The sequence below is a fragment of the Gracilibacillus halophilus YIM-C55.5 genome (genome assembly GCF_000359605.1).
Classification (GTDB): domain Bacteria; phylum Bacillota; class Bacilli; order Bacillales; family Amphibacillaceae; genus Gracilibacillus; species Gracilibacillus halophilus.
The window spans coordinates 1-25047 of record NZ_APML01000020.1; the positions used below are offsets into that span (position 1 = coordinate 1).

Consider the following 25047-nt stretch of genomic DNA (forward strand, 5'->3'; position numbering starts at 1 on the left):
CAGGGGGAAACACAAGTATGTTATATTATGAAGCACATGATAACCCACTTGAAGAATTCAACAACCGTATTATTTCTGAATTTTCTAAGACATTAGAAATGTTTGCCTTAAACAAAACAGAATCTCAATTGTTCGTTACATTATTTCTACATGATGCTCCGATGACTTTAGACGAAATGAAAGACGAACTCGGTAAAAGTAAAACATCGATGAGTACAGCAACCAGAACACTACTTGACTTTAATTTAATTGAACGCGTCTGGCGCAAAGGTGTACGCAAAGATTTGTATCTTGCCAAACGCGACATGTATTATCAATTTATGAAAGCGTATGTAAAAAGTTGGCTAGAAGCATTAGACCGACAAGTAAATAGTTTAGAAAGCATACGCACAGAGCTAGACCAAATAACAGACAATGGAGAAGACATTTATCACCATAAAATCACAGAAGCCATTAATTTTCACCATTCACTCGAAGAAGTATTTCTCAACATCGAAGATATGCATGATAATTCTTATCACCGCCCATCAAAGAAGTAATTGAACATCTAGCGTTTATATATTCTCCCTATCACTTGTTTTTATACACATTTATCAGCGCCTTCACTTGAACCACCCCAATCATTTATGTTTGAATAAAATTAGGTCACCATCAGTGAGAGTCATATAATCCTTCACTGATGGTGAGTACGTGGTAAAAAGCGTACAATGATCTTTTTTGGAGGTATTGGAACGAATGAAAAAATTACTGATAACCCTTTTGTCGGTTAGTATTGCCATCATACTAACAGCTTGTAACGGAGAAGACACAGAAAATAGCAGTGATGAAACAGGAAATAGTGATTCATCTGAAAGTGCTAACGTAGAAGTCACTGAAGAGGAAAAAATTGATGCAGAGAAAGTTGTTGCCAGTGTGAACGGTGAAGAAATTTCCGGTGAAACTTACAATACTTACTATAGACAAGTCAAATTACTGTTAGACCAAAACGGGCAAGATGTGAGTGACACTGAACAGGTAAAACAACAAACCTTGAATGAAATCGTTGGACAAGAATTAATTATACAAGATGCGGCAGAAAAAGGGATTGCGGTATCTGATGAGAAAGTGAATGAACAATTCGAAGCCACTAAACAACAAGAACAATTTAGCGAGAATTTAGAAGCAAGAGGTTATACGGAAGAAACGTATAAAGATCAACTTTCCTATTCACTTCTTCTCGATAAATACCTTGAAGAAGAATTTGATGTGGAGGTAACAGAAGAAGAGATCCAGCAAACATACAATCAAGCCGTCGAGCAACAGCAAGAGACAGAACAAGAATTACCCGAACTAGCTGAAGTAAAAGATGACATTAAACAGCAAATTAAGAAACAAAAACAACAACAACAAATTCCATCAAAAATCGAAACATTAAAAGAAAAAGCTGACATTGAATATAACATTTAGGATATGAAAAGGACTTGGCCCCAAAGCCAAGTCCTTTTTTACACTCTCAGAAAGGCCAATCGCCACACAATTACATTCCCTATTAATAGCACGAACAGATAGATCCATTCACCATAATTTAGATTGGTTAGTATGATATGAAACATCGCGAATACACCGAGAAATAACATAGCGGGAAATACGAGCATTGCTGATTGTTGCTGCCCTTGGTATGATTCCGTAAACGGTAACCGTCTTCCATGTATCATTAAGTAAGTAATTACAGCGATAATCGGTGCTGTCAGTGCAATGATGATTAACGAAAAAATAATTCGACTCGAAAAAATCATGACAAAAATCACACTTTCGAGTAGAAATATGGGGACAAACAACTTTATCAATATCGCTTTTAAAGTAGCTGTATAAATATCACGCTTTTGTTGAATGGGTGCAACTCGATAAATCCATCCACCTTCATATTTTGCTGAAAAACGAATCATGCTAACGCCAACAGGTACTGTGAGCAAAGTGAAATAGATGGACATATAGAACATACTATTTGCTAGATCAAAAGTACTTTCGCCACTGAATTCATTGAAGAAAAAAAGAAAAGGTATCACTAATGTCATGCCGATCGAAGGATAAACCTTCAACTTAAACTCCCTCTCACTATTCATCATACGATTGGCGAATTGATAAAAGGCTCGCTCTGTACGGTTTTTACTAACGATAGTTGCTAAGAATGCAGCTATCCGCCCTTTCGATCGCTGGCCTTTACTCTCGGCCATTAACTTTTCCATATTTCGTTCAAACGAAGGGATACATTTCAAATAAATGATAAACGCAATGATCGGAATAATTAGTCCTAGTAGACTTAACACAAACAGTGAAACATCCCACTGTTGATGTAGCACCATTTCATACAACGCTCCGTACCACATCGGCGGGATCAATAATTGCCACCATTCAAAAGTATATGAGAATTGAAAATCCATAAACTGAAATGAACGAGCAACTAACTGATACCCAATAAAAATTGAAAAACTGAGAAGAATTTGCATATAATTGATCATGTCCCTTAATTTCTCCCCATCAAAGAAACGAAGGACAAATAGATAGATGAGTGCCGTGAAAATGAGAATAAAGAAACTAACGAAAATAATTTCTATAAGGAACAATAGAAAAAATATAATGCCATGGTGAAACAATCCGACAAGAAGCGGTATCACTGTTAATGTACCAACAACAAAAGACATATAAATCATCACATGAATTGCTTTGGCAGCCGTGATCGTTCGATTGTTCACTGGTTTTGTGTTGAGCATCGTTTTATCACGAACATCTAATAACACGGTTGAAAAGTCAGAAATCATTGTCAGCATCGCAACAAACATAAGTACGCTAAACATAAAACTCATTTGATAAAAATACGCATCACCAATGACAATAAACGGAATCAGCATCAAACTAATCAAGGCATACATCCAAAGCGATTTTAAAAATTGATTCCCTTCTTTCGGTTTATGATCATGAAACACTGTCGGCACTCTTCGGGCATCCATTGTAAATTTCATTTGTAAAATGCAACGAAGTGCTGTGTAATCAATATTAAACCGTTCAAACAGGCGCGAACATTTATCAAGCCAAATTAACGTCTGAAAATCTTTCATTGCCGCTCACCATCTTGTACCGCTTTTACAATGGAAGAGGCAATTTGTTCATGTTGGTCAAATCCTGTTAATTGGTTAAAGATTTCTTCAAGCGTTCCCTCTTCGTTTTGTGCTTGTAATTCTTCAAAGGAACCGTCAGCAATAATCTCTCCATCTGCAATTAAAACGATTCGATCACTGATTTTTTCAACGACGTCCATAATATGTGATGAATAAAAGATGGTTTTCCCTTGCTCAACTAATTGTGCCATGACTTCTTTCACAATCATCACACTATTAGCGTCTAATCCAGCTAGCGGTTCATCCAAGAATAATAGATCCGGGTTATGTAATAGACTGGCAATAATAAGGACTTTTTGTCTCATTCCTTTTGAAAAAGACGAAATGCGAGAATGGTAGACATCCTCTAAATCAAACAGTTCAACTAATTGTTGTGCTTTGGTTGCTATTTGGCTCTCATCCATTCCATATAATGATCCGACAAAAGCAAGATACTCAGCTGCGGTTAAATTATCATAGATTTCGGCATTCTCTGGAACATAGCCAATTCGTCGTTTATAGCTCGGGTCATTGGTACGAACCGTTTGACCGAAAATTTCAACTTCTCCCTTAAAATCCTCAATTAATCCGAGCATAATTTTCACCGTCGTACTTTTACCCGCACCATTCGGGCCAATATAACCGATAATCTCCCCTTGATGGACGTCTAAATAAATCCCATTCAACACGGTCTGTCCTTGAAAACTTTTTCTTAGATTATGTATAGATAGTATTTTTTCTTTATCGGAAACGATACGATCACCTCCGTACTTATAATAACATATTTTTCTATAATTTGGATGAAAAACTATCGTATTCCATAGAAAAAGATGGGCTTGTCATGTGACGGCCCATCTGATGATCAGTTTAAAGATTTTCTTGTCGTAGTCCTTCGATAATGTTTTGTTTCTTTATCTTGCGGATTGAATATAACATTGTCGAACCAACGATGATAAAGATTGCTATGATCACATAAAGTATACTTATCCATGGAAGTGCAAAACCATAGGTGAACGTATGTCTTAAGGAAACATAAATAGCACCCATACAGGCAATACTGATCGGCAACCCATAAATTAAAGCCTTAAATCCGTAAAAGATGCTTTCATAATTGATCATTTTGTTGAATCCTTTCGGTGTCATCCCGACCGACTTCAACATCGCAAATTCACGTTTTCGAATGGCGATACTTGTTGATATCGTATTAAATATATTTGCAATCGATATCGCAGAAATTAACGCAATAAAGCCATACGTGAAGACCGACATAAACAAAAGCATACGTTCTTGCTGTTGTCGTGATTGCTCTACGTTATACGCACGAATATGTGATGGTTTGATCTCTTCAATCGCTTCTTGCGTTTTCATCGGGTCAGAGCTATTTAAATATAAAGTATTCCTTGCATGCTCTGGTTTTTGATTACTAAGAAAAGTTTCTAACATTTGTTCTGAAGTAATCAAATCAACACCTCCAGGTCTGGATGTTGATGTGATCCCCATTGGTAATTGATCTGTTAATGCTGCAATTTCGATTTCGCCTAATCCTTTTTGTTCAGTCTCACCACGAATTGAGTGTAAGGTCAAAGTCTCGTTCACATTTGTCAGTATTCCTTCGGTTTCAATCACGCGACCTGAACTTTGATCATTATATGTGATTTCATTGACTAAAATGGCTGATGGCTGATCGGCTTCTATCATGTCATCTGTTTTTTTTCCTATTTCTCCCGCATATTTCCGAAAACTCTCATCATCCATCGCATACAAATTAACACTATATGAATATTTACCGTTATCTAAAGGACGTTGTTTATAATCCTTTACAACTTCTGGAACTTTTTTCTCTTCAACCGATGCACTTAGATAAATGGTTCGAATGAATGTCGACGCTGTTACACCTTCTAATTGCGTATAAGGTTTTATATCATCCGCACTCACATCCTCAAAGCCACTCAATTTAATATCATAGTTAATATCAGCTTGAGTCAATTCAAGTGATTTCTTAATATTGTCGGTAAAAAAGGACACTGTTAAAAATAGAATAATACTAATCACTAAAGAAAAAACGGTTGCTTTATACCTTTTTTTGTTCCGCTTTAAATTTTTCAGCCCGATCTCTGCTTCCATACCAAACATTTTTCGTACCAGTTTTGATGTTTTGACGGCCTTTCCGGTTAGCTTCACATCTTGTGTTTGTCGTATGGCATCCATTGCTGTTAACTTCGAAGCTTTTCTAGCAGGAAGATAACTAGAGATCAGTATGGTTACAGCTGAAACAACAACCGCACTCACTAATGAAATCGGTGTAACCACTACCGATAATTTCTGATCCACATTCGCCACTTCTTGTATGATAGGGTTAATAAACATAAATGTAGCTGCAATGCCGGCAATTCCGGAAAGAATACCAATCGGAATGCTAATCGCACCAATGACACCACCTTCAAAAAACACCGAATTACGTTTCTGACGTTTAGTAGCACCTATACTCGACAACATCCCTAGATGCTTCGATCGTTCAGATACACTAATGGCAAATGCATTATAAATCAGTGATATCGATCCAATCATAATAATCAGCATTAAGATAACAATTAACGAAAAAAATGTTTTCTTTAAATTTGAATGATCTGTTACTCCATAGTATCGAAGCAAACTATCATGATAATGAATCTCCTCGGCACCCGTTTGTTCTGCCAAATGTTCTGCATTGTCATATATCGATGAATTGACATTATTTACTTTTGCAATCGAGTTGACCTTATCTCCTTCATTCAACGTGCTAGGATCTAAGTAGTGAAGGATCGTATAACCAGGTGACCATGACCTTTCCCAAATGGTTGATTCCATCGTTCCAACTACTGTAAACGTTTTGGTTTGTTTCGGTTTTAGTTTTTCCAATGCTTTTTTATCTTCATATTGAATTGATGTTTCTTGTCCTAATGGTTGTTCAGAATTTAAAGCTACTCTTTGGCCGATATCTACGGTAAACGTTGTGCCAATACCTAAATCTGTTTTCGTATCTGCTAGAATATTTTCGTTAATAAGCACTTCTCCAGATGATTGTGGAAGGCGACCTTCTGTTAGTTGAACCGGAAATAAGTCAAATCCAGCTTCATTCATCTCCTTAAAAAATAGATAAGGCTTACTTTCTCTCTCAGCGCCGTCAAATTCGGCATATCCCAAATCATTTGTGACAACGAGTTCATCCGTTTGTTCGTCTTCTTGTATCGTTGGTAGTTGATTGGCTGGCGTATTGGCATATTCCACATGCCACTCACCATCGGATGCAATCGTCACTTGCTTCATAAAGTCTTGAAACGACGTCGCCAATACCGCTACCGCTGTTACCATGGCAACCGATATAATCACACCGATGATCGTTACAAGTGTCCGTCGTTTGTTTTGCTTTAACTGTCGTAACGTGATCTTGTTAACGATATTCATGGCCGGATCACCTCATCTTTTGCAATCCTACCATCCTCTATTGAAAGCACGCGATCTGCTTGAAGGGCAATTTGCTCATCATGGGTAATGACAATGAGTGTTTGATTCAACGTTTTATTAAACATTTTCAACAATTCAATGATCTCATTACTATTTTTACTATCTAGATTTCCTGTTGGTTCGTCTGCAAGCATTAACGCCGGATTACTGATTAACGCCCTACCGATCGATACTCTTTGTTGCTGACCACCTGATAACTGATTGGGTAAATGATGTAATCTGCCCGTTAAACCTAATGCTTCCACAATATCGTGAAATTGCTGATGATCAACGGCATGTTGATCGAGCAACAATGGAAGTGTCATATTTTCTTCTACTGTTAAAACCGGAATTAGATTATAAAATTGATAAATTAACCCGATCTGTCTACGTCTGAAAATAGCTAACTGTGTCTCATTCAATTGATAAATGTCTGTATGATCAACCATCACATTTCCCTCAGATGGCCTGTCTACTCCTCCTAATAGATGCAATAACGTTGATTTACCTGAACCAGATGGCCCGATGATTGCGATAAATTCACCTTTTTCAACGGAGAAAGATACATTGTCTAATGCCTTCACAGCCGTCTCGCCTGTCCCATAAGATTTCGATAAACCATTAATTTCTAAAATACTCATCCTTTTCCCTCCATGATCCTTTTCTTCTTAGTTTAACGACCTATGGTGACACTACGGTGACTATGAAGATGACAATTTTGTCACTTTCATATCATTTGTTTAAAAAATTTCATACGAAACTGTGTCCCTTTTCCTGGCTGACTGGATACCTGAATATCGCCTTGCTGATTCGTTACAATGCTATATGCCATCGCTAAACCAATTCCGACACTATCATTACCTGCATCCTTGCCTTTATAAAATCGTTTGAAAATATACGGAATATCTTCTTTAGAAATGCCAATTCCAGTGTCTTGAATAATGATCTCGGTATAAAGGGTATTTTCGTGAAAATAGATCAAAATGTCTCCACCCTCTGGTGTATGTTCAACTGCATTTTTTAAAATATTAACGATCGCTTCAGTTGTCCATTGAAAATCACACGTCAAGACAGTTTGATCGTCTCCTTCTATCCGCACTTTTTGTTGTTTAATATCCAATGGAACAAGAACCGATTCAACTGCTTGATCTATCAAATCTTTTGCGTATAGCTTGTCTTGTTGAAAAAGCGCTGTTCCTGCATCAATTTTTGATAGTTTTAATAATGTAGAAACTAGCCATTCAATCCGTCCGAGCTGATCTCTAATATTTTTGGTAAATTCGATACGTTTTTCCTCGGGCAATGTTTGATCATATAATAAATCAGCCATCACAATCATTGAGGTAAGAGGCGTTTTCAACTGGTGCGAAATATCAGATATTGCATCACCTAACTTTTGTTTCTCTTTTTCTTGAATCGTTGTTTGTTCAGTCAGCTTTAACGTCATTTTATAGATTTCATTCTGAAGAACACTTAGCTCCCCTTCGCGATTTTCTCGAATATCTAAATGATAGTTGCCCGCACTAACCTGTCGTAAGTATTCAGCGAGTTGCTTTAATTTTCGATATCTCCAGCTAGTGAAGATTAAAATCATGACAATAAATAGTATTGATATTAGAAAAACAAAAAATGCTACCTGCACAGAAAATATCAAGGTAGCAAGTATGGTTGCACAAAGCGTTATTCCTAATAAAACCCCGATTAGATACTGATTCTCACGGTTTCGTAACACGTTTTAATCCCCCATTTTATAACCAAAGCCACGTACGGTTTTAATGAGTGTTGGCCGTTGTGGATGATCTTCAAGCTTTTCTCTTAATCGTTTGATATAGACTGTGAGTGTATTATCATTAACAAAATCGCCCGCTACATCCCAAATTTGTTCTAATAGCTGTTCTCTTGTCAATACTTGCCCGATATGATTCGCAAAGGTTAACAAAATTCGATACTCAAGCGATGTAAGAAAAACTTCTTCCCCACCTTTATATACAGTACCATTTAGTGAATGAATAGTTACATCTTTCAAGTGAAGCACCGTTGCATTCTCTTTTGCCGGCTGTTTTTGATACCTGCGTAAGACGGATTTGATACGAGATAACAATTCTCGCACGCGAAAAGGCTTAGTAATATAGTCATCAGCCCCATATCCAGTCCCATAACAACATTAACTTCATCATCATATGCAGTCAGAAAGATAACCGGTTTATCGCTTCGTTGTTTGATTTGTTCACAGATATCATAGCCACTGCCATCAGGAAGCGACAAGTCAAGCAAAAATAAATCAATCGAATGCAATTGTTCTTTTACGACTTCATTAGCTGTTTCAGCGCTATCGCATACAATCGTCTGATAGTTTTCTTGTTGCAATGAGTATTCCAATCCAGAAGCAATCGCTGTATCATCTTCAACCAATAAGATTTTCATTGGATCATTCCTACCTTTTTCTATTCTATATATATATGTAATCTTAGGCGAGTTGGATAAAAACGTCAAAAGGAGTTTACATTGGAATTTGCACTACCTTCGCTCGCGCCATAACATCAGTTCCAATCCGCTTATACAAATCAAAAGCCAAACAAGCCCAAAAGCTAAACCTGCTACAACATCGGTAAAATAATGTACCTGTAGAAACACACGGCTCAAGGCAATAGTGAAGGTGGCAAGCACTAGTCCACTATTGATTATCCATTTCCACACTGATTTCAACGAACTAATAAGAAGTAAATATATTAAAAATCCATAAAATGTGATCGCTCCCGTTGAATGGCCACTCGGAAAACTAAACCCCGTTCCGTCAAATTCAGCTAAAATCTCTGGCCTTTCCCTCTCAAAGAACAGTTTTAACACCTTTGTCAAAAGACTAACGCCAAGCATATTAACTGCGAAAAAAATCGCATACCATTTACTCATACGTGTAAAAACTAGTAAAAATAAAAAAAGGATGATCGAAGCAATCGTAATAAATAATACTGATCCTGCCTCGGTAATTCCTCCCATTATTTGTTGAAGCACTGGATAACGAAGTGTTTCTATGTAATCATCCATCATCCGATCGATCGCAAATTTTTCTTTTTCCAACACATCATCAGCTAATGAAATAAAAAGGACAGTTGCTCCTCCCAGTAATAGAAACCCAATGAAAATGGTGAGCAAAGATGCCTTAGACAAATCTTTTATTTTCTGCGCATGAATTAACATTCGACATCCCTTCCTTTCTGTCGATGAACCAGAACGATTTATTCTCGACTTTTCTCAATTTATTCTCAACTTCGTGCAGTTTATTCTCAACATTGCAGAATTTATTCTCGACTTCGTTGTTTTTATTCTCGACTTCTGGCACTTTATTCTCAACTTTACCTTAAAATGGTTAAAATTTTGTAAATCTACTTTAATTACTAGGAAAATGTGCCGATATAAAATTGCATCTCTTTATAAGGAGGAATAACATGGAAGATCATATAGAACAATACCATCCAATATTGCAATCCTTTATTAAAGTAGCTCCTTTCATACAAACACTTATTAATGATGATATCACAATTGGTATTTATGATTCGGAGAAACTCATTATTAATTATCCCGCAAAGAACTTTTCATTAAATGTGAATCCAGGAGATCCATTAGTAGAGGGAGACATTGTAACAACTGCCATACGTGAAAACAAAAACCAAGCGATGGCTGTACCTCCTGAATTATTTGGCGTTCATTTAATTGCTAGAGCAGTACCTTTACATGATGAAAAAGGGAATGTGATCGGTGGTGTTGGTGTCGGACAAAACATTGCCGATGCCCAAAAGTTAAACGAAACATCAGATAATCTTTCTAACGTTATTGACGAAGTAACAGGTACCGTGGAAGATATGGCTCAAGCGATCAGTACACTCTCAAACGACATTCACCTCGTTTCAGAAAAAGCAAATACAGTCAGTGATAGCGCGGAAGCGATTGAAAAAATGTCGAATATGGTGAAGGAAATTGCAGATCAAAGCAACTTGTTAGGTCTCAATGCGTCGATTGAATCGGCTCGTGCTGGTGAACATGGTAAAGGTTTTTCAGTGGTTGCAGAAGAAATACGTAAAATGGCAAATAACTCAAAAGACCAAGTCACTGAAATACAGTCAATTACAAATGAGATTAAAGAATCGATCACGAATTTAAATCAACATATCGGTAATGTGAACGAACAGTCTGATTCACAAGCTGCATCAATTGAAGAACTAACAGCAACAATGCAAGAAGTAAATTCAAATGTACAAGTCCTAGCTGACCTCGCCCAAAAGAATGTAGACGTCAAAGAATAAACTTCATTAGGAGGTACACAATGATTAACTTTCTTAATTTAAACAGTCAATACATTGATGGACAATGGAAAGAAGGAAATAGCCAACTTTCCATGAAAAATCAAAACCCATACAATCAAGAAACGCTGACAACATATCAGGCAGCTAGCAAAACTGATATTGATCACGCCTATCAAGTTGCTCAAAAAGCACAAAAAAAATGGCAACAACAAAATCCTACCTTTCAACGTGGAATTTTTGAACAAGCCGTTCATGTCATCGAAGATCATCATGAAGCAATTGTAGAAGTCATCAATAAAGAAATTGGCGGGACACGCTTAAAAGCAGAATTCGAAATTAGTCTTGTCAAAAATATGTTGAAAGAAGCGTCTACATTTCCATTTCGAATGGACGGCAAAATTCTCCCATCGATGACAGATGGAAAGGAAAACCAAGTATACCGCATCCCTATAGGAGTGGTCGGTGTAATCAGTCCATTTAATTTTCCGTTCTTTTTATCTATGAAGTCGATCGCTCCAGCATTAGCTACTGGGAATGGGGTTGTCGTGAAACCACATGAACATACTGTTATTACTGGTGGAACAATGATTGCCAAAATCTTTGAAGAAGCTGGGTTACCACAAGGACTCTTAAATATTGTTACCACTGAAATTAGTGAAATTGGTGATGCATTTGTCGAACACCCGATTCCGCAATCCATTTCATTTACAGGATCAACGGCAATCGGCCGCCATATCGGTAGTATAGCAGGCAGAGAATTAAAAGATGTTCATTTAGAGCTAGGAGGAAATAGTGGTTTAATCGTACTCGATGATGCTGATATTGACTTAGCTGTAAGTGCCGCTATTTTCAGCCGCTTTACACACCAAGGGCAAATTTGTATGTCTGCTAATCGTATTATTATCCACGAAGATGTGTATGATACGTTTGTCGAAAAATACGTAGCCAAAGTGAATGAGCTAAGTTGCGGTGATCCGTGTGATGATACAACCATTATCGGCCCATTAATTAATGAAAAACAAGTAGAAAATACAAAGCAAATCATTGAAGCAGGCATCAATGAAGGTGCTGATCCGCTCGTTCACGGCCAAGTTCGCGGAAATGTTGTCGAACCCGTTGTATTTGGTAATGTAACAAAGAATATGACTGTTGCTAAAGAAGAAATGTTTGCACCTGTTGTTAGTTTATTTAAGGCATCAAGTGAAGAAGAAATTCTCGACATTGTGAACGATACATCATATGGGCTAAGCGGCGCCGTTCATACACAAAACATTGAACGTGGTGCCCAACTAGCTAAACAGATGGAAACAGGTATGATTCACATTAATGATGGAACGATTAATGACGAACCGAATGTGGCATTTGGCGGAATGAAAAACTCTGGCGTCGGACGACTAAATGGCGAGTGGAGTTTAGATGCTTTTACAACAACCAAATGGATTTCCATTCAACATAACCGCAAGCAATTTCCTTACTCTTAATTATGATAATTTTGTTAACAGGTCTACCTCAAATACAAGAGGTAGATCTTTTTATTTTTGGAAAAATAATCATTTTATTAGGTATTTTATATCGATTTTTACCAAAATATCATAAAATTAATATAAATGAATGCCTTGCTGTCAGTTAATCTCATATATTTTTTTACTTTTTTGGAATATATGAGATAATGATTGTTTACGGTAACCGCTTTCATGATATGATAAGAGTAATATTGTTGAAAGGAGGGTTTGTTTGTCGGCTGTTACTCTAGTGTTTACGTAAATAATCTAAAAGGGATGTGAGACGTTTGCAAAAACCTAGTGTGTTCAAATGGTGTACCAGTAGTTTGGTTGTTGCCTTCGTTGTTGCTTTATTTGTACAACCTGTATTGGCCAACACCCCTGACTTTAGCATGACTGGTTTTGCTACTTTTAATGGTGGAACAACTGGCGGTCAAGGTGGAAACACGATTACTGTTCAAACAGGGGATGAATTAACGCAAGCATTGAAAAATAAAGATGAAAATACACCTTTGACCATCTATGTTGACGGTACAATTTCACCAAGCAATACCTCTGATAGTAAGATTAATATTAAAGACGTTTCTGATGTTTCAGTCCTAGGTGTAGGTACAAATGGTGAACTCGATGGTATTGGCCTCAAAGTGTGGCGAGCAGACAACGTGATTATTCGAAACCTCACAATCCATGAAGTAGACACTGGTGATAAGGACGCAATCAGCATTGAAGGTCCATCTAATAATATTTGGGTCGACCACAATGAATTGTACGCAAGTCTAAATGTTGATAAAGATTATTACGATGGTTTATTTGATGTAAAGCGCGATGCTTTCAACATTACATTCTCTTGGAACTATGTTCATGATGGATGGAAAGCGATGCTAATGGGATCATCCGACAGTGACAGTGACGACAGAAATATAACCTTCCACCACAATCACTTTCAAGACTTAAATTCCCGTGTTCCTAGTTATCGACACGGAGAAGGACATATTTATAACAACTACTTTGAAGGAATTATTGATACAGGAATCAATGCAAGAATGGGAGCAGAACTCTTAGTTGAAAATAACGTCTTTGAAAATTCAAAAGACCCACTAGGATATTGGTATAGTGATGATACAGGTTACTGGAATGTGTCGAATAACTTATATATTAACAGCACAGGCAGCCAACCAACGTCATCCACAACCAATTATACCGTTCCTTATAGCTACACATTAACACCTGTCCAAGATGTAAAATCCGTAGTCACTCAATATGCAGGTGTCGGTGTCGTTCAGCCTTAAAACGCACTTTTTAGAGTAGTTCGGTTTTAGAGGATGATCACTCTGAAACGAACTACTTTTTTTATAAAATGATAACACTCGTTGCTATATTTAATATGTCAATTACAATAAATTTCATATTTATGGTAAGATGTAAACAGAGGTGATGAACAATGAGCTTAAGTATTCAAAACTGGGTAAATCAACTGATATCGTTTGTTGGTATGATCATAATTACGATAGGTATTTACAGTTTAATGATGTCCTTTGGATGGAATGAGTTTCAATCGATTCTCATCATTTATCCAATTGCAGTGTTTGTCATCGGATTGGTCTATTATGTATTATGCAAAAGTCTTTGGATTGGACCTGTCGCTATATTAATAGGGGGCATTTTTAGTGTATTTTTGTTTATGAATACCTCATTCTGGATTTGGACTATGATATATACAGTTATTAGTTTGTTAGGTTCATTGGTAGGAAAAGCAGTACGACAATACCATAAACAAAACGCATAAGACGGTTAGAATAAAAGCTTTTTTTCAATATCAACACTATTTTGTCTTCGTTACACGGAAATCTTATTCTTATAATCATACTTTTCTCGGTAATTTGCCTTTCTACCGGGAAATCTTTCATTCAACAAAGCACTTTTCCCAGTAATACTGAAATTACTGGGAAAACTCATGATGAATTTAACGGGATTTCCCAGTAATAATTGATTTACCGGGAAATCTTACCTTTTTCTTGAATAGATTTCCTAGTAATTACACGGCAGCAAAATCGCCGTCTGATTCCAAGATACAAATTATACTTCTCTGATATCTAGAGAAACCACTCTGTTTGTTGCTGGATTATAGACAACCGTACCTCTTACTTTGATTTGTTCTTGTGGGGATTGAAGCACATATTCATAAATTTCTTTTGTCTGGTTTTGATTTTGTTGTGTGCGATTTACGAAATTATAGTCGGTCACTTGATAATTCGGATATGCTCTCTGAACTACTTCAAGTAAATATTTCCCCCATTGTAACTCTTCTAATTGGGGATTGGGTTGGAATTGGATCGCAATGATCCCTTGCGAAAGATCTGCACCTAACATTTGGAAGACTCTTCGATGTAAATTAAGCGTTGTTGCTGGTGAATTTGGAACTGTATCAACCACAGTAACAATGACTTCTCGAGATGTTTGCGGATTACGAACCTTTATCGTTTGCCCACATTGATAAGGGGAATTCGTACTAACAGCAACGGTCATATACTGAGCATACGACCATGGAATCCCGCATTGTGTTACACTACCCCCATCGGTCCAAGTCGCCTTTCCTTGCATATAATTTTGGCGATACATATGCGGGTCGTTCATTGGATACAAACCATTATTATCATCAGAATACAACGGCTGGTAAGAAAATTGATTATACAGATGCATATATTCTCCTCCTGACAATCGTTCATTCAAGATATTATATGATAAGCACCTGCCTATTGGTGAAGGAATTTTCAATAAAAAACTCCCTGCTATCGTTATTAAACGATGACAAGGAGTTGGCTTATTTATCATATTATGTATGGCGGAGAAGGTGAGATTCGAACTCACGCGACGGGGATACCCGCCCTAGCGCATTTCGAGTGCGCCCCCTTCAGCCAGACTTGGGTACTTCTCCATAAAAAAATATTCTTTGTGAAAGCAAGAAATAAAGCGTCAGTGACTTATTTTAAAATAAATATGAATAAGTGTCAAGAGAATATGATGTTGTGCGTTTTTTACTTTTATATCCATTTTTAATTAATTTGTGTAAATTTATGCAAATTTTGTTGACTCTGTTATTGATATTATGTATACTTCCGTTTGTATTAAAAAATAAGAAAGGATGATGAATATAAAAGAAACGATCATTTTTGCACCTGAAACATTTAACTTAGCTGAAACAACAAGATCAATAGAAGTCGCTAAAGAATGTTCACATGTTTTTCATTGCATTTTTATGGGATACTCGAAGAAATATTCATACCTCATAGAAGAATCTAACTTCACTTTTATTCATCTAGAACCCCATCTCAGCGATAAACAAATCACTCAAATTATGAACGTTGATCAAATGAATGGAATAAAACATCCTTTCACATACGAACATATAAAAGAACGTGTTCAAAATGAAAAAAGACTGATTAAAATTTACCAACCGGTGTCAATTGTTATTGGGACAACACTAAGTATGTTTATATCCTCACGTGTCTGTAACACCCCCTTAGTGTACATAAAACCCTTAGCTTATACTAGACCTTATTTCGAAGAAGGATACTTACCATCACCTTTTACTTCAATGAACCTTCTCGCAGCAACCATCAAGAAATTATTTATATCAATCGCATTACGTATTACCTATAAACCTAAATCGTTTACTAAAGTAGCAAAAGAAGAAAATGTCTCACTACCTAAATATACAATTGACGCTTTAGATGCTGATTATAATCTTATCACCACAACTCCTGAAATCAGTCAGGTTTATAATCTACCAGATCATTATCAATATATCGGTCCTGTCTATGCAAAATTAGATGTACCTATTCCAAAGTTCTTTGATCATCTACCAACTGATCAACCAATTATATATTTCGCCATGGGTAGTTCAGGAAGTCCGAACATCATAGTAAAATTATTACATATACTAAGTGAATTAAAAGTAACAGTGGTTTGTCCGATGAAGCGAATGATAAAATCTCAACTTCATAAGCTATCTTTTAATGAAAATATTATTCTTTGTGACTTCCTACCCGCCCATAAAATAAGCAAATTTATTGATTTATCAATTATACATGGTGGTGAGGGAACAGTCCAAACCGCTTGTTTAACTGGTAAACCGTTCCTAGGATTTGGCTTACAACAAGAGCAAAGAGTCAATATCAATCAATGTGTACGCTTTGGTAATGCACTCTCCTTTCGAAAAAAAGATTTTACTAAAGCTCGAATGGAACAATTGATAAACCATGCATTGTCCACTAGAACAATCAAAGAGAAAGCATTAGAAATACAACAAGTACTTAAAGACATAAACGGTCCTGAGAATGCTGCAAAATTTTTAATCAAACATTTCACTGTAACTTAATGATGGAGGTGCGTTATGAGTAAATTATTTAAAACCGTTATGAATCATTTAGCAGAGATTACAGGTTACGACAAAACTGATATCAAACTACACGATTCGTTAGTAGACAATCTTGGTCTAGATTCGATGATGATTATGGATCTTCACAGATTGGTATTAAGTGACTTTCCTGAAGTGCAAGAGATTAATTTAGAAAAAATCTTTCAAAAAGATGATACGACTGTTGAAGAGGTAATGACTTACATTGAAACCAAACTTGATTTAGAGAACAATCAAGAATCCGATTCACTACTTAATCATTTCACAGAAATTATCGAGTTTAATGATTATTTTGAACAATTGGATAATGTTCCATACTTTCGTGAGAACTCGGGTATCGCTTCAAATAAAATTCTTATAAATGAAGAAGAGAAAATTAATTACTCTACTTATAATTACTTAGGAATTAATGGGTCAAATGAAATCAATCAAAAAGTTATAGAAGCTATTTATCAATATGGTACGAGTGTTTCGAGTAGTCGATTATTAAGTGGGGAGATTAAAACCCACAAAGAACTGGAAGATAAGCTTTCTAATTTTTTAGGTGTCGAAGATGCTCTCATTCAAGTTGGCGGACATAGTACAAACGTTAATACAATCGGTAACATCGTAGGTCCAGAAGATTTAATTCTGCATGATGCATTAGCGCATAACAGCATTATCCAAGGATCAGTCCTTTCCAATGCGAAAAGAAAACCTTTTAAACATAACAATATGAGTCATTTAGAAAGTGAACTTCTAAAATTAAGACCTAAGTTTAGACGAGTATTAATTGTCGTAGAAGGTGTTTACAGTATGGATGGAGACACCTGTCATTTACCGGAATTAATTCGTTTAAAAGAAAAATATAATGCTATCTTAATGGTAGATGAAGCACACTCAATCGGAACTATCGGAAAGAACGGAAGAGGAATTACGAGCTATTTCAATATTAATCCTAATTCAGTAGATATTTTAATGGGGACATTAAGTAAATCACTTAATAGTTGTGGTGGTTATATTGCCGGCTGTAAAAACTTTATTAGGTTCCTCAGATATAATTCGCCAGGTTTTATTTTTAGTGTAGGAATGACACCAGCAAACACTGCTGCGGCATTCGCATCATTAGAAATTTGTGAACGTGAAGATAATCTTTTTATACAGTTAAAAGAAAATCATACTTATTTTTTAAACGAACTAAAGAAGCTTGGAGTCGATACAGGTAATAGTTATGATACTCCCATTGTCCCTATGATTATCGGAAATTCTGATGAAACGCTGATGTTTTCTGAAATACTCTATAAGAATGGTATTAATGCAATGCCAATTGTATATCCTGCGGTAAAAGAAAGTGAAGCTAGGATTCGATTTTTTATTTCAGCCGCTCACACGAAAGAAGATCTTAATCAAACATTATCTGTTATTAAAGAAAGACTTGTGAATAAGGAATTAATGATGACTGCTACATCCCAATAAAGCAAAATGAATCAGAACATTCTAAACTTTTTGCAGTATAAATATGAATGGAGGCCATGATGGAATACGAGTTACTTTTAGATCAATCAAAATCATATTCTGAGGATAAAACAAATAATTCCCTTGAAAATTCCTTACGAATAAAATTGTTAGTGAGGGCCTCTGAAATACTTGGAATAAGAGATACCCCACTATTTCAATTACTTTTGTTTTCAAAGGTTAAAAATTATATAAGGTTTATCGTGTTAAGAAAAATATATGAAATGTTTCCTGATGTCCTAAACATAAAACAAGAAAATAAACATGAAAATATCTTCAATTCTTTTATGGAACTTGGAATCCAACTTGATATGATCACGCTCAATACGTACACTTACTCTTTAAATGAGAATTATTTACTGAAGGAGAAAGCCAGACATAATGTCATTCATTATGAATATCAAAATGATAATCAAGCAATAAATGAGATTCTTCATGATTATCATTTTATAGAAGATGCTATCAATGCTAGTTCCAATCAAACGCTAAGTAAAATAATGAAGAAAAAAGACTATGTATATATAAAAGAAGTTTTAAAATATATACAAGAAATCAATCAATTAGATTTTCATCAACAAATCTCTCCGAGTTTCTCTGAAGACTTTTACACCGATCTCGGTGAATTGGCATTCAACATCTATACAAAAGACAATTATCAATCGTTCATCTCGCAAAAACAATATTCTTCTATTTTAGACATCGGCTGTGGTAATGGTAATTACATCGATGTTCATCTAAATGACGGCATTCCAAACATTGTAGGTGTAGAGAGGCAAGAGAGAGTATTTGAGAAATTAAAAACCAAATATAAAGCTAACTCAAATATTGTAATCTATAACGATGACATAATGAATCTTTCTTTTCATGAAAAATTTGACATGATTAATATGAGTTACATGCTTTTTTATCTCACCGAAGACGAAAAAGAAAACCTTTTTATGAAGCTGAAACACATATTGAATAATGAGGGTGCAATCATTATTTGTCAGTATTATCCTGATTTTGAAATTTACCAAGAACTCATCGCTAAACATAATAAAAGTTGGGATTTTATATCTCGGTTTAAATATGATATTTGCAATAGTATTCTCCGAGCTGAAGTTGTTTTAAATAATATGCTCGTTGATTTTGAAAAAGCGGAACAATGGGATCCATTTCTGAATTTGCTGGATAACTGTGGCTTTGAAGTAAGTGAAATATCACCGGCTGATGATAATTATTATTCATATTTTATTACAATCAAACATAAATAGGGGGACGAACATGATAAAGAGTTCAAACATAACGAAAGTTTTTAATAAAAACAAACAGAATGAATTAAAAGTGTTGAACGGAATTGATATCGATATAGCGGAAGGCGAATTTTGTACGATTATTGGAAAATCCGGTTCTGGTAAAACGACATTACTAAAATGTCTATCAGGTTTAGAAAAGATTACTTCAGGTGAAATCGAAGTGAATCATAAAAATGTAGTTCACCTAGACAAAAAAGAAGTCAATGCTTTTCGTAAATCAGACATAGCCTTCGTATTTCAAGAGTATAACCTCATTGATGACCTTACGCTACATGAAAATATTTACTTAGAACACGAGGAAAGTGACGAAATTGAAGACCTCATAGACGAGTGGGATCTTCGTAAAGCTATACATTTATTCCCTAGTCAATGTTCTGGTGGCCAACAACAAAAAGCCGCTATACTAAGGGCCTTAGCAAAAAAAGCCAAAATACTCTTCTGCGATGAACCGACAGGAGCACTTGATGGCAAATCATCACAAGAAGTTTTATCAGTATTACAAAAGCTCCAACTGAAAAACCAAACAACGATCGTCCTTATAACACATAACGAACAAATAACAAAAATTTCTACACGAATTATTACGGTTCATGATGGTAATAAAATAGATGAAGTGATCAATTCTAATGTTGAGTTAGTGGAGAAATTAGCATGGTAAATAAACAAATTGAAAAGAAGTTTAGGAAACGTTCCATACGTCGATTCATCTCAAATAAATTAAAGCTACTCGTGATATTTTTAATTGTGTTTGCAACAACTGGAATATTTATTAGTTTTTTTGTGGGAACGAGTAGTGTCTTAACTTCTGTTGAAACATTCTACAGTGAATATAATGTAGAAGACGGTACTTTTAGAACTAGTAATGAGATAGATAACGATGATGATATTAATGTAGAGAAAATGAAATATAGCGAAGTTCGTAAAGCCGCATACACCATGAGAGTCTTTCAATTAAGAGAAAAAATAAATAAATATCAAGTGACAAGTGGCACCGATATACAGAATAATAATGAAATCCTAGTGGATAAGAACTTTCTACATGCAAATGATTTGAACCTAGAGGATACAATAAACATGAACGGTGTACGTGTAGAAATTGTGGGTACCGCTATTTCGCCTGACTATATTACCACGAAAAATAGCAATCTTGTTCTCCAAGCAAATGCCGATGCTTTTGGAATTGCTTTCGTAAATAAAGAAACGTTCGACAATCTATTTGGAGATCTTTTCTCTTCATATTACGCATATACAAGTGATTTAAATGTACAAGAAATTTCAAATATTGTAGACCCCGTTCACATAAGCAACGCTGAAAATAATACGAGAATACAGCAAGTTATTGGAGATGCAGAGGCACCTAGAGATCTTGCTTTATTACTTACTTGTTTACTTTACTTAATTGTAGCTGTCCTTTTAAGTGTATATCATTTCGAGGTAGCAAAAAAAGAAAAAACTAACCTAGACATATTTAAAAAATTGGGATTTAGTAAACGAATTTTGTTCAAACATTATTTAACCGAGACGAATCTAACCCTTCTAATAGCATGGTTAGTTGGTTCTGTCATCGGACTATTCGCAATTAACACAATAAAGGAAATGAATAGCCAAATCTATAATTATCCTTTACTTGAAACGAATTACGTATTATTAGCTTTATGTTTACTATTTTCTTTAGCGATTGTTCTACTTATCAATTGTACCTTAGTCTATCGATTCTATGTAAAGTCAACAAATCAAACAGTTCATACAAAAATAAAAGGACAAAAGAAAACCAACAGTTTTAAACTTTTTTCTTTTCCTTATCAATACCGTATAAAAAGAATGAATCGAAATAAGAAAGAAATGCTATTGTTTGTTGTCTTGATCTTCTTTGTAGGCTTGCTCATTAATTTTTCTTTTTTATTAAAAGACTCTGTAACCAAATATGTAGACGATCTAGCGGTCGAAAACACCTTTAAAGAAGTCCTATTTACTAATCCTTTATGGGAAGAAGAAACTATGAAAGGAGAAGATTTTAAGTTATATAACTTATACGATGAAAATGGGGTCACCCAGAATGTATACGTTATTCAGTCAAATTCTGACTATTATGCGTATAATCTTGACTTAGAAGATGGAGATATCATTATTACTCAAGCGTTCGCTAATAAGTATAACAAAAACGTCGGAGATCCTATCATTTTAAAGGATATAATAAATAAGGAAGAGTATCGTTTCACAGTCGATAAGATTAATGATGTAACAACAGTAAGTACGATTTATTTAGTATCTGATCATGGCAACTTTTTTGAAAAAGAGACCTATTACACACCTGCTATCAGTTTATCGGATTCATATGATGGGTTAAAAGACGAAGGAATTGAAGCAACCTTAACAAGAAATGAGATCATCACTTCTGGTGAAAACATATTAGAAGTTATAAATAAACAAATCACACTTATACTAGCGCTTGCAATCATTTTACAAGTTGCACTACTTTATTCACTGCTAGAATTTACATTCCAGAATAGTATTCGTTCGATGAAGACTTTAAAATTACAAGGTTATTCAACAAGAGATTTAATGACGATGCATTTTGCTTTTAGTGTACCAATTGCTGTTATTTGTGTAATTAGTTCATACCTCGTTTCTCGATCAGTCGCTAGGGTATTCTTTGACCAAATCATGTTTGACTTTGTGAACTACGTCAAAGTGACCAATAACCTATTTATTATACTTACAAGTAACGGAATGATCGTAGCAATATTTGTATTCCTTCTGTTCCGAGTAAGATCAAAAATAAACACTATTGAAAAAAGGTAGGGAAATTATGAATAGAGTCGTAGTAACAGGAATCGGTATAGTCTCTCCAAACGGCATAACAAGAGAATTGACGTGGGAAAGTATTGTGAATCTCGAACGCGGTATCAAACCGTCTTCGCATGATAATACAAATTTTTCCGGTAAAGTAGATGATAATTTTAACGAAGAACTTACCTCAAAAGATAAACGTTATATGGATCGTTGTACACAAATGGCTTTGATTGCATCTAGAGAAGCTGTTCGTAATGCGAATTTAGAAATAAATGAAGGTAACTGTGAGCATATTTCTGTATTCGTTGGAAGTTCAGTGGGAGGAATTGGGGCATTAGCAGATGAATTTGGTGCTGCAGCAGTGCATGGTGTTGACCAAATGACAATGCTTGTCATCCCCAGAAACCTAATCAACATGATCACAGCAAATATTAGCATCGATCTAGGTATAAAGGGGGAATCGTTAGCTTACTCACTTGCTTGCGCTTCTGGAACAGTAGCTATTGGTGAAGCTTTTAAAAAAATAAAAAATGGTGATCAAAAGGTGATTGTAGCTGGTGGAGTAGATGCTTGTGTTATTCCACAAGTCATAGAAGCGTTCAGAAAGTTAAGAGCATTAACAAGCGCAAAATCAGTAGAAAAAGCAAGCATACCATTTTCAAAAGAAAGAACTGGGTTTGTCATAAGTGAAGGAACCGCATTTCTCGTCTTAGAAGAGTTAGAACACGCTAAACAACGTGGCGTAGATATTTATTGTGAACTAGATGGCTATGGGGGCTCCTCTGATGCATATTCGTTATTAGCCCCCCATTTAACAGGTATTACGAAATGTATGGAGAATGCAATTGCAGATGCAAATTGTAATTTTGAAGAAATCGAGTATATCAATGCTCACGGGACATCTACAAAGTTAAATGATCTCTATGAATCAAAGGCAATAAAAAATTTATTCAGTCATGACCCTGTTGTAGCTTCAACTAAAGCCATTCATGGTCATTCTTTAGGCGGGGTAGGAGCAATAGAAACGGCATTATGTGCAATGATGATAAAAAGAAGAGTTCTTATCCCTACAATTAATGTATCTAAAGAGGATGTAGATGAGGAAATTGAAACGAATCTTCTTTTAGCAAAAATTACTCCTTATCAAGGTGGAAAAGTCCTTACGAATTCTTTTGCATTTGGTGGACATAATGCTTCACTTCTTTTGTCAAATTATAAGGAAGAGATATGAATATTTATTTTATAAAAATTCATGATATTTATTCTCTTTCAAAGGATATGTTAACCCATCATGCTAATAAGAAACTAAATACAACAACACATCCATCTCGGATCCATCAAATTATTTTCAGTGATTTGCTAGTACAGTATGCTTTGTATAAAAATCAAGGACATAAAAAACCATTGAATATAACGTATAATATAAATGGGAAGCCTCTTATATCAACACATTCCTTTAATGTTTCCAATTGCAAAGAATGGGTAATGTGTGCTTATAACGATAACGGAGAGATAGGAGTTGATATAGAACGTTATAAACCATTTAACCTAGGCTTAGCTAAATATTTCTATACAAATGATGAAGTGAAAAAGATGATGTCTTTAAAAGCTGATAGTAAAGATACATATTTTATAGACACTTGGACATTTAAGGAAAGTTATGTGAAATGTAAAGGGGGAAAAATTCTTGATATAAAAAATGAGATTAACACACCCTTCACATATTCTTATTTTGTTAAGTCAAAAACAAAAATCCATGGCGAATCTTTATACTTTATACGTGGATTTATTGAAGATTACGGCTGGTGTTTAATCAGCACCGAAAATTTCCATCGGTTTCGGATTCAAATCGTTAATTATGAAGAACTGATTCAAACTCTACATCAGAATTGATGGGAGGAAAGAGTAGAATGAAAAGTCCAAATATGCAAAAACACTTTCGTAAATTGCATGAACAAAGAGAAGAGATAAATGGTGAATTAGCAAACTTTCAGCATCAAAAATGGATTCGACCTTATGAAGATAAGTGGTCATGGGGCGAAACTTATTATCATTTATACTTAATGATCAAATGGTTTCGAAGAATCAGTAAATGTTATACTCCCTTATCCATACCTACTGCCATCCTAAGAAAGCATAAACCCTATGAGACTCATAGCATTGATGCTTTCACAAAATATAAAGAAAAAAATAAGAAACCAATGAAAGCTCCTTTTATCCTAGTGCCACCAAAGAATATACGATACAGAGTCAATTTTGATTCGTTGATAGAGGCTTTAGATAACGAGACGAAACAATTAGAGAGACAAGTTTCAAACATTAGTGACAACGTAGCAGGTCATATACGCTTCTTGGATCCGATAGCAAACTACCCTAATTTAATTCAAAGCATTGACCTACTAGGCATACACGAAAAACATCATTTTTTATTATGCAAAAAATACTATAGTGAAAGTACACAAAAATGACCGATATGAAATTTTATGAGGGTTAAATCACGATGTCATCGGATCGATTAAAAGCTCACTAGGTTGTCGTGCAGCCTCTTCACTTCCCTGTTATTCTCCAACAGATTCCTCATCTTTTTTATACGGTCAACATAGTTTTCATTAAGCTAGTTCATATCGG

The 25047-nt window shown here is 35.3% G+C and carries 21 protein-coding genes, 1 tRNA gene and 1 pseudogene; 14 read left to right on the forward strand and 9 right to left on the reverse strand.

The window, feature by feature from the left end; genetic code table 11:
- Together J416_RS06065 and J416_RS06070 are read left to right on the forward strand one after the other, a co-directional pair.
- Positions 1-539, forward strand: a 539-nt coding sequence (locus J416_RS06065) for a GbsR/MarR family transcriptional regulator (protein ID WP_003466842.1), incomplete at its 5' end; no start/stop codon positions are given.
- A 196-nt stretch (positions 540-735) separates the two neighbouring features.
- Positions 736-1446, forward strand: coding sequence for a SurA N-terminal domain-containing protein (locus tag J416_RS06070; RefSeq protein ID WP_003466844.1), 711 nt, complete (start codon positions 736-738; stop codon positions 1444-1446).
- A gap of 38 nt (positions 1447-1484) precedes the next feature.
- On the opposite strand, the gene J416_RS06075 is transcribed toward J416_RS06070, so the two are convergent.
- The 7 genes and pseudogenes from J416_RS06075 to J416_RS06105 all read right to left on the reverse strand — a co-directional run bounded on the left by J416_RS06075 (position 1485) and on the right by J416_RS06105 (position 9815).
- A complete protein-coding gene (locus J416_RS06075; protein WP_003466846.1) occupies positions 1485-3095 on the reverse strand; it encodes a hypothetical protein in 1611 nt (536 codons plus the stop codon).
- Positions 3092-3820: an ABC transporter ATP-binding protein gene (locus J416_RS06080; RefSeq protein WP_003466849.1), complete on the reverse strand. Its 729-nt coding sequence runs from the start codon at positions 3818-3820 to the stop codon at positions 3092-3094. Before J416_RS06080 ends, J416_RS06075 begins: the two co-directional genes overlap by 4 nt.
- A gap of 181 nt (positions 3821-4001) precedes the next feature.
- The gene (locus tag J416_RS06085) at positions 4002-6578 is read right to left on the reverse strand and encodes an ABC transporter permease (RefSeq protein WP_003466851.1); all 2577 of its coding nucleotides are present in this window, start codon (positions 6576-6578) and stop codon (positions 4002-4004) included.
- Positions 6575-7258, reverse strand: coding sequence for an ABC transporter ATP-binding protein (locus J416_RS06090; protein ID WP_003466853.1), 684 nt, complete (start codon positions 7256-7258; stop codon positions 6575-6577). The genes J416_RS06085 and J416_RS06090 overlap by 4 nt, the downstream gene beginning before the upstream one ends.
- 86 nt (positions 7259-7344) lie before the next feature.
- Positions 7345-8349, reverse strand: a complete 1005-nt coding sequence (locus tag J416_RS06095) for a sensor histidine kinase (protein ID WP_003466855.1) — start codon at positions 8347-8349, stop codon at positions 7345-7347.
- Positions 8350-8352: 3 nt separating this feature from the next.
- Positions 8353-9041, reverse strand: a pseudogene (locus J416_RS06100) (response regulator transcription factor).
- Between the two features lie 93 nt (positions 9042-9134).
- On the reverse strand, positions 9135-9815 hold the full coding sequence (locus J416_RS06105) for a phosphatase PAP2 family protein (protein WP_003466857.1): 681 nt from the start codon (positions 9813-9815) through the stop codon (positions 9135-9137).
- Positions 9816-10063: 248 nt separating this feature from the next.
- Here J416_RS06105 and J416_RS06110 point away from each other — a divergent pair, with 248 nt between their 5' ends.
- The 4 genes from J416_RS06110 to J416_RS06125 all read left to right on the forward strand — a co-directional run bounded on the left by J416_RS06110 (position 10064) and on the right by J416_RS06125 (position 14206).
- Entirely contained in the window at positions 10064-10918 is an 855-nt protein-coding gene (locus J416_RS06110; RefSeq protein WP_003466858.1) for a methyl-accepting chemotaxis protein, read from the forward strand.
- A gap of 20 nt (positions 10919-10938) precedes the next feature.
- Positions 10939-12399 carry an aldehyde dehydrogenase family protein gene (locus J416_RS06115; protein WP_003466863.1) on the forward strand — a complete coding sequence of 487 codons (1461 nt, stop codon included), beginning with the start codon at positions 10939-10941 and terminating at the stop codon, positions 12397-12399.
- Between the two features lie 347 nt (positions 12400-12746).
- Positions 12747-13709, forward strand: coding sequence for a pectate lyase family protein (locus tag J416_RS06120; protein ID WP_003466866.1), 963 nt, complete (start codon positions 12747-12749; stop codon positions 13707-13709).
- Positions 13710-13861: 152 nt separating this feature from the next.
- Complete coding sequence (locus tag J416_RS06125; protein WP_003466869.1) at positions 13862-14206, forward strand: DUF2651 family protein; 345 nt, start codon at positions 13862-13864, stop codon at positions 14204-14206.
- Between the two features lie 290 nt (positions 14207-14496).
- Here the strand turns inward: J416_RS06125 and J416_RS06130 are convergent, their stop codons facing one another.
- Positions 14497-15120, reverse strand: coding sequence for a DUF3889 domain-containing protein (locus J416_RS06130; RefSeq protein WP_003466871.1), 624 nt, complete (start codon positions 15118-15120; stop codon positions 14497-14499).
- A gap of 140 nt (positions 15121-15260) precedes the next feature.
- Positions 15261-15355 (reverse strand) — tRNA-Ser (locus J416_RS06135).
- A gap of 210 nt (positions 15356-15565) precedes the next feature.
- On the opposite strand from J416_RS06135, the gene J416_RS06140 reads away from it, so the two are divergent.
- From J416_RS06140 to J416_RS06175, 8 genes are read left to right on the forward strand one after another with little or no spacing between them, the layout of a single operon-like run.
- Positions 15566-16798 carry a glycosyltransferase gene (locus J416_RS06140; protein WP_240407257.1) on the forward strand — a complete coding sequence of 411 codons (1233 nt, stop codon included), beginning with the start codon at positions 15566-15568 and terminating at the stop codon, positions 16796-16798.
- A gap of 15 nt (positions 16799-16813) precedes the next feature.
- Positions 16814-18292: an aminotransferase class I/II-fold pyridoxal phosphate-dependent enzyme gene (locus tag J416_RS06145; protein WP_003466880.1), complete on the forward strand. Its 1479-nt coding sequence runs from the start codon at positions 16814-16816 to the stop codon at positions 18290-18292.
- Between the two features lie 59 nt (positions 18293-18351).
- Positions 18352-19584, forward strand: coding sequence for a class I SAM-dependent methyltransferase (locus J416_RS06150; protein WP_003466881.1), 1233 nt, complete (start codon positions 18352-18354; stop codon positions 19582-19584).
- Between the two features lie 10 nt (positions 19585-19594).
- The gene (locus tag J416_RS06155; protein ID WP_003466882.1) at positions 19595-20284 is read left to right on the forward strand and encodes an ABC transporter ATP-binding protein; all 690 of its coding nucleotides are present in this window, start codon (positions 19595-19597) and stop codon (positions 20282-20284) included.
- Complete coding sequence (locus J416_RS06160; protein ID WP_003466883.1) at positions 20278-22428, forward strand: FtsX-like permease family protein; 2151 nt, start codon at positions 20278-20280, stop codon at positions 22426-22428. The genes J416_RS06155 and J416_RS06160 overlap by 7 nt, the downstream gene beginning before the upstream one ends.
- Positions 22429-22435: 7 nt before the next feature.
- Entirely contained in the window at positions 22436-23650 is a 1215-nt protein-coding gene (locus J416_RS06165) for a beta-ketoacyl-[acyl-carrier-protein] synthase family protein (protein ID WP_003466884.1), read from the forward strand.
- Positions 23647-24312 (forward strand): 4'-phosphopantetheinyl transferase family protein, encoded by a 666-nt coding sequence (locus tag J416_RS06170; protein ID WP_003466885.1) that lies wholly within the window; start codon positions 23647-23649, stop codon positions 24310-24312. The genes J416_RS06165 and J416_RS06170 overlap by 4 nt, the downstream gene beginning before the upstream one ends.
- Before the next feature lie 17 nt (positions 24313-24329).
- Positions 24330-24887 carry a DinB family protein gene (locus tag J416_RS06175; RefSeq protein ID WP_003466886.1) on the forward strand — a complete coding sequence of 186 codons (558 nt, stop codon included), beginning with the start codon at positions 24330-24332 and terminating at the stop codon, positions 24885-24887.
- The last annotated feature ends 160 nt before the right edge of the window (positions 24888-25047 follow it).